Raw genomic sequence first — 10612 nt, forward strand, 5'->3', positions numbered from 1 at the left:
GAGCGGCGACGATCCTATCCGCCGAGGCGGGGGAGGCGACCTGATGGCCATCCTGAAGCGCGCCCTTATCGTGCTCGGCGTCCTGTTGCTGATCCCGGTGGTCGTGCTGGCGGCCGCCTTCTTGTACCTGACCACGGCGCCAGGCCTCGCCACGGTCGCGAGCCTCACCTCGCGCTATGCGAGCTCCGCCGACGCCAAGATCTCGATTGGCAAGATCGAGGGGTCGTTCCCGACGGATCTGACCGTTCGCGACCTGCGGCTCGCCGACCGCAAGGGCGAGTGGCTCGCGGTCGACCGCGCCCGGATCGTCTGGTCGCCGCTGCAGCTGTTCTCCCGCAAGCTGACCGTCGATCTGATCGACGTCGGACACGTCCAGGTCGCTCGGACGCCGGAGATCCCTCCGTCCGAGGAGCCGGAGGTTCCGGTTGATCCCGACGCACCGCTGTTCCCGCAACTGCCCATCGAGATCCGCCTGGGCCGGCTGCTGCTTGCCGACCTGGATCTCGCCCAGCCTGTGATCGGGGCGCCCGCGAGACTGTCGGCGAGCGCTTCCGCGACGATCCGTCAGCCGTCGGAAGGCGTCGCGGCGGAATTCGAGCTGCGCCGCATCGACGGCGTCGCGGGGCAGGTCGAGGGCAAAGGCAGGTTCATCCCCGCCAACGAAGGCGTCGAGCTCACGCTCAAAGGGAGCGAGCCCGCCGGGGGCTTGGTGGCCCGTCTGGCAGAGATACCGGGACTGCCGCCGATCAATATCGGCGTGCAGGGGTCTGGGACGCTGGACGCATTGCGGGCGCAACTCGTTCTGACCGCTGGCGAGCAGGGGCGCATCGACGGCGCCGCCGAGGTCAACCGGGAAGGCAAGGCGCGCCGCATCAAGATCGGCCTCAACGGTGACGTGAGCCGCCTTGTTCAGCCCGCCTACGCGTCGCTGGTCGAAGGAACGACCAGGCTCACCGCTGAGGCGCTCGCGCCCGACGAGGGGCCGATCGAGATCAGCGACGTCACGCTCGACGCGCGATCGCTCCAGGCCGGCGTGCGCGGAACCGTCGACCCCACGGCGGAGACGATCGCGATCTCCTACGACCTCAAGGCCGGCCAGGTTAGCCGCTTCGGCGGCGTGCTGCCGGCTGGCCTGAGCTGGGTCTCGCTGGCCGCCAGCGGCACTGCCAACGGACCGCTGGACCATCCGGAGATCAAGGCGACGATCGACGGCGGCGGCCTCGCCGCGCCCCAGGGCGGCGCCGAGACGGCGCGCATCGTTCTGACCGCGACCCCGGACGGTCCTCTGACGCGGAACGACACGCGCGTCGCGGCGGTGATCGACGCGACCGCGAACGGGGTCAAATTCGCCGACGACCGCCTGTTCACGCTCGGGCGCGATCTGACGCTTTCGGCGGAAGGGACCACCACTCTCCGTGGCGAGGCCGATGTGCGCCGCGCCGAGATCAAACTCGCGGGCGCCGTCGCGACCTACGCCGGACAGGTCTCGCCCGAGGCCGCGAAGGGGCGGGCGACGCTGAAGGCGAGCGACCTGTCCACGCTTGCGCCGCTTGCCGGTCGGCCGCTGGCCGGCGCGGTCGACCTGACCTCCAATTTCGACCTCGCCTACGATCTGTCGCGCCTGTCGGCCGACATCGTCGGGGAGGGCAGCGGGCTCAAGACCGGCTATGCGCAGATCGACGCGCTTTCGGGCGGCGCGCTTTCGCTCAATGGCGGCGTGACGCGCGCCCCGGACGGCTCGTTCGCGTTCCGTGACCTGCGCGTCACCGGTGAGCATGTGCGGCTGACGGCCGACGGCTCAGCGACGCAGACGAACGCCGACGCCAAGGCTCGGGCCGAGGTGGACGATCTGGCGCTGGTCGACGCCCGACTGAGCGGCGCCGCGACGGTCGACGCGACCCTGAGCGGACGGCTCGAGGACCTCGGCCTCAAGGCCCGGTTGTCCGTTCCCGACGGCCGCGCCATGGATCGTCCGCTGAAGGACTTCGCGTTCGACGTCGACGCCGCGGACGTGACGGACAAGCTTCGCGCGGTCTTCGCCGTGGCCGGCTCGCTCGACGGCAAGCCGCTCCGGGGCGGCGGCAGGATCGTGACGGAGGAGTCCGGGGCGCGTCGCGTCGAGGCGCTCGACGTGACGATCGCCTCCGCGGTCATCAAGGGCGACGTCGCCGTTGCGCCTGCCGGGCTCGCGACGGGCGAGCTGGCGATCGAGGCCGCGGACCTTTCCGACCTGGGCGCGCTGGCGCTGACCGAGCTTTCGGGAAGCCTCAAGGGCGACGTCGCGCTGTCCGGCGAAGGCGACGTCCAGCGCGTCGTGATCAACGCCAAGGGCGCGGATCTCGCAGGCGCGGGCGCCCGCGCGGGTCAACTCGACGTCGCCGCGACCGTGATCGATCCCGCGGGCAAGATCAGGCTGGACGGAACCGCCAGCGCCGCGGGTCTCGCCTATGGCGACCACGCGATCGACAAGCTCGCTCTCATCGCCAGGGGCGCGCCCGACGGAATGGACGTCACGCTCGACATGAGCGCGCAGGGCTCGTCGGCGTCCGCCGCAGGGCGGGTGGTCTACGGCCCCGCCGAGACGAAGATCGACGTCGCCCGGCTCGATCTCGCCGGCGGCGGCAAGACCGGGTCGCTCAATGCGCCGGCTCAGTTTCGGCTGGTCGGCTCCGAATTGTTCATCGACGCCTTCTCGCTGCGGACGGGCGAAGGAGGGGTGCTGAACGTGGCCGGCAAGGCCGGCGGCCAGCTCGACCTGACGGTCGGCCTGCGCGCGCTGCCGCTCGCGCTCGGCAACGCGTTCACGCCCGGCCTCGGGCTCGGCGGCATGCTTGAAGGCGACGCCCGCGTGACGGGCCTGGCCTCGGCGCCGGAGGCGACCTTCAGCCTCAAGGGGCGCGATCTCTCGATCGCGCAGCTGCGCGAGGCGAAGGTCCCGCCGCTCGCGCTCGCCACCACGGGACGCCTCGAAGGCGATCGGGTCGTCACGGACACCCGCATCACCGGCGCTGGCGGCGTGAGCGTGACAGCGCAGGGCGCCGCGCCGCTGGGCGCCGGCGATCTCGACATGACGGTTGGTCTTCGCGCCGTGCCGCTCGCGCTGGCCAACGCCTTCACGCCCGACCTGGCTCTCGGCGGGGTCCTGCAGGGCGACGCCAAGCTCGCCGGTCCGCTTTTGGCGCCGCGCGGCACATATGACGTGAAGGTCGCCGACTTCGTCAGCGGCAGGGCGCAGGGCGTGCCGCCCCTCGCGATCGCGGCCAAGGGCGCCCTCGAGGGCGCGCGCGTGACCACGGACGTCACGATCACCGGCGGCGGCGGGATCAGCGTCTCGGCGCAGGGCGTCGCGCCGCTCGGCAAGGGCGACGTCGACATGACGATCGCGATCCGCGACCTGCCGCTCAAGCTCGTGAACGCGGTGCGGCCGGATCTCGGCCTCGGCGGCTCGCTGCGCGGAGACGTCCGGCTCAGCGGCCCGATCGAGGCGCCGCGCGGCAATTACGACCTCAAGGTTTCCGGCCTCACCGCCGCCATGGCCCAGGGCGTGCCGCCCTTGCAGATCACCACGCATGGCGCGCTCGAAGGTCGCCAGCTGACCACGCGGACTGTGGTGACCGGGGGCGGCGTCGATCTCTCCACGCAGGGCGTGGCGCCGATTGGCGACGGGGATCTCGACATGGACGTCGTCATCCGGTCGCTCCCGCTGCAGCTGGCCAGCGCGGTCGCGCCCGACGTGGACGTCAGCGGCACGCTTCGCGGTTCGGCGCGCCTCACGGGGCCGCTGGCAGGCCCCAGCGGCAACTATGACGTCACCGTCGTGGACGTCGCCTCGGGCAAGGCGCGCGGCGTGCCGGCCCTTCGCGTCGTGGCCAAGGGCGCGCTCGCGCCCAAGCGGATCACGACCGACGCGACGATCACGGGAGGCGGAGGCGTCGAGGCGACCGTGCAGGGCGCGGCTCCGATCGGCGACGGAGACCTCGATCTCGACGTCGGGTTGAAGGCGTTCCCGCTCGCCATCGCCAACGCCTTCGTCCCGCGGCTTGGCCTGGCGGGCGCCGCGCAGGGCGAGGCGAAGCTCCTCGGGCCGATCGCTGCGCCGCGCGGAACCTATGCGCTGCGGATCTCCGGCCTCGACGCCGCTCTGCTGAAGGGCGCGCCTCCGCTGCAGGTCGACACCAGCGGAACGCTGGAAGGCAAGCGGGTCACCACCGAAACCCGGATCACAGGAGGCGACCTCAACGTCGTCGCGAAGGGCTCCGCGCCGCTCGGCGACGGCGACGTCGACATGACGGCTTCGATCCGGGGGCTGCCGCTCGCGCTCGCCAACAATCTTCGTTCCGATCTCGGGCTCGCCGGGCTCCTGCAAGGCGACGTGAAGCTTTCCGGGCCGGTTCGGCGACCAATCGGAACTTACGATCTGCAGGTCTCCGATCTCGTCTCCACCCAGGCTAAGGGCGTCCCCCCGCTGAAGGTCGCGGCCCGAGGCGAGCTGCAGGGCGAGCGGGTGACGACGGACGCGACGGTCACGGGCGAAGGCGGGATCAGCCTCACCGCGAAGGGATCGGCGCCGCTTGGCGAGGGCGATCTCGACATGGCGGTCGCTGTGAGCCATCTGCCGCTCGCGCTCGCCAACAGCGTGCGCCCGGAGCTCGGTCTTGCGGGAACCGTCAGGGGCGACGCGACCGTGAAGGGTCCGGTGACCGCGCCCCGCGGGGATTATGACCTGACGATCGTTGATCTCACCTCGGCCGCCGCCAAGGGCGTGCCGGCGCTGAAGGTCGTGACCAAGGGGACGCTTGATGGTCAGCGCGTCACCACGGACACGGCGATCACCGGCGGCGGCGGGATCGAGGCGACCGCGCGCGGCTCCGCGCCGATCGGCGAGGGCGACCTCGACATGGACGTCGTCCTGCGGGAGCTGCCGCTCGCGCTCGCCAACGCGGTCCAGCCGAGCCTCGGCCTGGCCGGATCTTTGCGGGGCACGGCGAAGGTGGCGGGGCCGCTGACGGCGCCGCGCGGGACCTATGATCTTGCGATCGCAGGCCTGACTTCGACGCGAGCCAGGAGCGCGCCGCCGCTTCAGGTCACCGCACGCGGCGAACTTCAGGGCGAGCGGGTCACGACTGACGCCGTGGTGACCGGGGCGGGCGGCATCAACCTCACCGCGAAGGGTTCTGCGCCGCTCGCCGGCGCCGGCGCCGTGGACATGGCGGTCGCGGTCAGCGACCTGCCGCTGTCGCTCGCCAACGCGGTTTCGCCCGAGCTGGGCCTTGGCGGCAAGCTGAAGGCGAACGCCCAGGTGGGCGGCACGATCGCCGCGCCGCAGGGGACCTACGACCTCACCGTCACCGATCTCACGGCCGCCCAGGCGCGCGGCGTCGCTCCGCTGCAGATCGCCGCCAAAGGGAACCTCGAGGGTCAGCGCGTCACCACCGACGCCGCGATCACCGGCGGCGGCGGCGTGCGCGCCACCGCGAAGGGCGCGATCCCGCTCGGATCGGGCGACGCCGATCTCACGATCGACGTGGCGCGCCTGCCGCTCGCCATCGCGAATGGCTTCATGCCGAGCCTCGGCCTCGGAGGCTCGCTTGCAGGCTCCGCGCGGGTCACGGGACCACTCGCGGCTCCGGGCGGCCGCTATGATCTGCGCGTGACCAACCTCACCTCGGCGCAGGCGCGTGGCGTTCCGGCCATGACGGTGACCGCGAAGGGCGACCTCGCCAACGGGCGCGTCACCACGGACGCCGCCGTGACCGGAGGCGGCGGGCTGCGGTTGACCGCGAACGGCTCCGCGGCGCTGAGCTCGGCGGGCCCCCTGGATCTGACGGCGTTCGCTCGAGGCGCGACGAGGTTCAACGCCTCCTCGATCGCCGAAAGGGCCGCTTCCGCGGGATCCTTAGCCTGATTGACGTTCGCCATTTTCGGTCGCCTCGCGTCCGTACACCGTACCAACCGGTCGCTTCGAGGAGATCGTCGTCATCAGAATCGGGTCTCGGCCCAGACACTTGCCAAGACGAGCTAAGACTCTGCTGACGATCGGTCCCCCCTCCGTCCAGGCTCGCGCCAGCCCAGACGGCATTTCCGCAGCGGCGATGCTAACGAGCATCACCGGCTAAGAGAACCTTGGAATCCGCCGATTGGCAAACGTCGTTAACGGCTTGTTCACCATCTTCGTCGCCGCCGCCGCTCCCGGGGCGGACTGCGAGTCTCCCGCCGGGACGACCCGGGTCGCTCAGGCGACGCCCAGCTTCTTCTGAAGATTGCTCGAAGAGGTCGTGTACTGGAACACGATGCGCCTCTCCGGATCGATGCGGCGCGCCGCGGCCTGAGCCATCAGCGCGGCCTCGTGGAAGCCGGACAGGATGAGCTTCAGCTTGCCCGGATAGGCGTTGATGTCGCCGATGGCGAAGATGCCCGGGGTCGTGGTCTCGAACTTCTCGGTGTCGACCGGTACCAGGTTTTCGTTGAGCTGGAGCCCCCAGTCGGCGATCGGCCCGAGCTTCATGGTCAGGCCGAAGAACGGGAGCATGTCGTCGGCGGCGATCTCATGGGTCGAACCGTCGTCGCGCTTGACCCGCACCGCTTCGAGGACGCCGTTCTCACCGATCAGTTCCACGGCCTGGCCGAGGGCCAGGTCGATCACCCCGGCGTCGACCAGGGCGCGCATCTTGTTGACGCTGTCGGGCGCCGCGCGGAAGGCGTCGCGCCGGTGGAGCAGGGTGACGCGCGCGGCGAGGGGGGCGAGGTTCAACGTCCAGTCGAGCGCCGAGTCGCCGCCGCCTACGATCAGGACGTGGCGGCCCCGGAACGCCTCCATCCTGCGCACGGCGTAGTGCACCGACTTGCCCTCGAACGCCTCGACGCCCGGGATCGGCGGACGCTTCGGCTGGAAGGAGCCGCCGCCTGCGGCGATCACCACGACCTTCGTGTCGAACCGTTCGCCGCCATTGGTGCTCAGGAGGAACCGGTCGTCCGGCAGCCGCTCGAGCCCGGTCACCATCTCGGAGAAGTGGAAGGTCGGCTGGAACGGCTTGATCTGCTCCAGCAGATTGTCGGTCAGCTGCTGGCCCGTGACGACCGGCAGCGCCGGAATGTCGTAGATCGGCTTCTCCGGATAGAGCTCCGCGCACTGGCCGCCGGGCCGGTCGAGGATGTCCACGACATGCGCGCGGATGTCGAGCAGGCCGAGCTCGAAGACGGCGAAGAGCCCGACAGGGCCGGCTCCGACGATGACGACGTCGGTCTTGATGGTTTCAGTCATGAGCGTCCGGGAGAAGCTGGGCGGGGCGGGGAGCGTGCTCGCTGCGCCCACTATAGCGCTGGCCGGACGGCGTGGAACCTCGGTGAGGGGTCAGGCGCGCGCGAGGCGCCGCTCCCGGACAGGGTCGGAGACCGTCACGGCCGCGAGGTCGTCGAGCGGCGCAGTCGCGGCGATGACGCGATTGCGGCCGCCCGATTTGGCGGCGTAGAGCGCGACGTCGGCGCGCTTCAGCGCGTCGTCGATGCTCTCCCCGCGCCGCCACTCGCCCGCGCCGAAGCTGCAGGTGACGGTCAGGTCCGGGTCGATCTGCGGCAGGCTCGTCGCCGCGACCGCGACGCGCATGGCCTCGCAGAGCGAGGCGGCGTCCTTCACGGAGCAGCCCGGCAGCAGAATGCCGAACTCCTCGCCGCCGAGCCGGCCCACGATGTCGGCCCTCCCGCGCGCGAGGCCGGCGACCGCCTGGATGGCGATGTCGCCGGCGGCGTGACCATAGGTGTCGTTGATCTGCTTGAAGCGGTCGATGTCGAAGATCGCGACCGCGTCCAGCGCGTCCGGGGCTCGCGGCAGATCCTCCGCGGCTTCGAAGAAGGCGCGGCGGTTCAGCGTGCCCGTGAGGGCGTCGATCGTGGCGAGGCGGATCAGTTCGCTCTGCATTTCCGCGACCCGCGAGGCGACGCGGAGCCGGGCGAGAAGCTCTTCGGGCGCGGGCGGCTTGCCGATGAAATCGTCGGCCCCGCTGTCCAGCGCCTCGATGATGGTGCTGCGCTCGGAGGACGACGACATGACGAGCACGTAAAGCGGCCGGCGGGAGCCCGCGAGCGCCCGCGCCTGCCGGCAGAGCTCGAGGCCGGTCATGCCGTGCGGCTGGAGACTGGTGAAGAGAGCGTCGATCGCGAGGTCGGCGCGGATGTGGGCCAGGGCCGCCGAGGCGTCTGTGAAAAGGATCGTGTCGTGGCCGGCTTGCTCGAGCGGTCCGGCGACCAGCCTCAGCACGACTCTGCTCGGATCGACGATCACGATCTTCAACGCTCAGCCCCCGCCGGATGCAGGAGCCATGTTGCCGTGCAAAACGATAATGCCGGGTTTATCGCAACAGCGAAGGCTCAGCCCTGCCGCTCAGGGGTGGAGACGACCAGCCCGTCGAGCTCGGGGGTCACCTTGATCTGGCAGGACAGGCGGCTGGTCGGCCGGACGTCATAGGCGAAGTCCAGCATGTCCTCTTCCATCGGCTCGGGGCCGCCGACCTTCGCGGTCCACTGCTCGTCGACATAGACGTGGCAGGTGGCGCAGGAGCATGCGCCGCCGCACTCTGCGTCGATACCGGGAATGTCGTTGCGGATCGCCGCCTCCATGACGGTGGAGCCGGGCTCGGCCTGGACGGTGCGCTGTTCGCCCGCCGGATCGATGAACGTGATTTTCGCCATGAGTCGTCGCCGCAGGAGGAATGCGCCGACGTCCCCGCTGGCCGCGGCGCGTCGGTCACGCGCCGGCTGTCTAGAACGTTTCTCCCGGACGCGCCAGAAAGGCGGGCGCATCCGGCACAGGCAGGATCAGGAAGTCTGGGATCAGCGGTCGAGGCCGAAACGCAGCTCGATCGCGGAGGTCACCTCGGCGATGGCTTCCGCCAGCTCGGCCAGGGCCTTGCCGGTGGGCTCGCCGGCCTTGGCCGCGCGCTCGAGTTCGTCCGCCGCGAAGGCGACCCGGCTGGCGCCGACGCCGCGGGCCGAGCCCTTCAGCGTGTGCGCCACGTCGGCCCGCTCCGCAGGATTCGTCAGGTTCTCGAACCGGAAAAGCAGGATCCGGGCCTGACGGCGGAACAGCTCCAGGACTTCCCGCTCAAGCGAGCGGTCGCCCATCGTCTGGCGGTTGAGATGAACGACGTCGATCGCAGACGCGAAGGAGCCGCTGGCACGTTGCTCGTATTGTTCCATGATGCTCGACATGATGACTGACGCTCCGGACCCGCTGTTACGCCGCGGGTCGTCCCTTAACTGCTGCGCTTCGCTGTTGTCGGAAGTTGGGCGCCCAAGGTTCAATAACCGCTACGAAGTTTTTCAGGGTTGAGCGTGGCTTCCGGGTCACGGCCGAAGTCTTGCGCACGGGCTTTGAACTCATACCGAACGGGACGTTCATCCGGCGTTCACCGCGTCGCACAAATAGGGAGCGCGCGGAACGGTTTCCAACTGATGAAGAAATAGGGTTGAGGAATCGGCCTCCGGCGCCCACTTCGCTTGCGCGCGGCGGAGCCTCGCGCCGCCGCCCGGAAGGAGCCCCATGCGCCGTCTGATCTTGTTCCGTCACGCCAAGGCCGAGCCCTCCGACGGATCCGCCGATCACGGCCGTCGCCTCGTCGAAAGCGGGCGCGCCGACGCCGCCCGGATGGGGCGCTGGCTGGCGGAGAACGACCTGCGCCCGGACGCCACCCTCTGCTCGACCGCGGCGCGCGCGCGCGCCACCTGGGAGCTCGCCAGCGAAGCGTTCGAGAGCGCGCCGGAGGTTCGGTTCGAGGAGGGCATCTACGGGGCTTCGCCTGGGTCGCTGCTCGCCCTGACGCGGAATGTGGGCGATGAGGTCGGAACGCTGGCGATCGTCGGGCACAACCCGGGGCTGGCGCAATTCGTAGAAATGCTTGCGACCAAAGACTCGCGATCCGCCTCGCAAGAACAAGTGGAGGCTCTGCCTACCGCAGGCGTGGCAGTGCTAGAGCTCTCCGACGGAGGATGGGGCGCCACAGCTTTCGGCGGCGCCCGGCTGGACAGGATCGTCACGCCTAAGACTTTGGGCGAGGGCGGGGAATGAGGTTTGAAGGCCTCCTGGACGAGGCGAGGATAGTAGCCCGCAGCCTGGCGGAGGCTGCCGCCGGCGCCCTCGACCCCACGATCCGGCTTGGCGTCACGGGTCTCTCGCGCGCCGGAAAGACCGTGTTCCTGACGGCGCTTGTCCAGGCGCTGGTCCATGGCGGCCGCCTTCCGGCCTTCAGGGCTTACGCGCAGGGACGGCTCGCCGGGGCTCGGCTCGCGCCGCAACCGGACGACGCGGTGCCCCGCTTCGAGGTGGAGACGCATCTGCGCGCGCTGACGGGCCCCGACCGGGCGTGGCCGGAATCGACCAGGCGCATCTCGGAACTGCGGGTGATCGTGGAGTTCGAGAGCCCGGGCCTGTTCGGCGGCACGCGGGCGGGGCGGCGCCTCACGCTCGACATCGTCGACTACCCGGGCGAGTGGCTGCTCGACCTCGCGCTGCTCGGCCAGGATTTCCGGACCTGGAGCGCGCGGACGATCACCTCGAGCGACGGCCCCACGCGAGCGCCCATCGCGGCCGCCTGGCGCGCGCATCTGGCGACGCTCGATC

General features: G+C 70.5%; 7 protein-coding genes. 3 read left to right on the forward strand and 4 right to left on the reverse strand.

The genetic code is table 11. The annotated features are described in order from the left end of the window. The first annotated feature begins 43 nt into the window (after positions 1 to 43). Entirely contained in the window at positions 44 to 5905 is a 5862-nt protein-coding gene (locus tag ACIKT0_RS01010) for a translocation/assembly module TamB domain-containing protein (RefSeq protein ID WP_407103561.1), read from the forward strand. A gap of 327 nt (positions 5906 to 6232) precedes the next feature. Here the strand turns inward: ACIKT0_RS01010 and ACIKT0_RS01015 are convergent, their stop codons facing one another. The 4 genes from ACIKT0_RS01015 to ACIKT0_RS01030 form a co-directional block, all read right to left on the reverse strand. Then, a complete protein-coding gene (locus ACIKT0_RS01015; protein ID WP_407103562.1) occupies positions 6233 to 7261 on the reverse strand; it encodes an NAD(P)/FAD-dependent oxidoreductase in 1029 nt (342 codons plus the stop codon). A gap of 90 nt (positions 7262 to 7351) precedes the next feature. After that, positions 7352 to 8278: a GGDEF domain-containing response regulator gene (locus ACIKT0_RS01020; RefSeq protein WP_407103567.1), complete on the reverse strand. Its 927-nt coding sequence runs from the start codon at positions 8276 to 8278 to the stop codon at positions 7352 to 7354. Positions 8279 to 8364: 86 nt separating this feature from the next. Next, the gene (locus tag ACIKT0_RS01025) at positions 8365 to 8685 is read right to left on the reverse strand and encodes a 2Fe-2S iron-sulfur cluster-binding protein (RefSeq protein ID WP_407103563.1); all 321 of its coding nucleotides are present in this window, start codon (positions 8683 to 8685) and stop codon (positions 8365 to 8367) included. A 141-nt stretch (positions 8686 to 8826) separates the two neighbouring features. Continuing rightward, positions 8827 to 9204 (reverse strand): Hpt domain-containing protein, encoded by a 378-nt coding sequence (locus tag ACIKT0_RS01030; RefSeq protein WP_407103564.1) that lies wholly within the window; start codon positions 9202 to 9204, stop codon positions 8827 to 8829. A gap of 331 nt (positions 9205 to 9535) precedes the next feature. Here ACIKT0_RS01030 and ACIKT0_RS01035 point away from each other — a divergent pair, with 331 nt between their 5' ends. Beyond that, positions 9536 to 10060, forward strand: coding sequence for a SixA phosphatase family protein (locus tag ACIKT0_RS01035; RefSeq protein ID WP_407103565.1), 525 nt, complete (start codon positions 9536 to 9538; stop codon positions 10058 to 10060). Next, the coding region (locus ACIKT0_RS01040) for a YcjX family protein (RefSeq protein ID WP_407103566.1) at positions 10057 to 10612 on the forward strand (556 nt) is incomplete at its 3' end. The genes ACIKT0_RS01035 and ACIKT0_RS01040, both read left to right, overlap by 4 nt.

Source organism: Hansschlegelia beijingensis, assembly GCF_045505405.1.
GTDB classification, from domain to species: Bacteria; Pseudomonadota; Alphaproteobacteria; order Rhizobiales; family Methylopilaceae; genus Methylopila; species Methylopila beijingensis_A.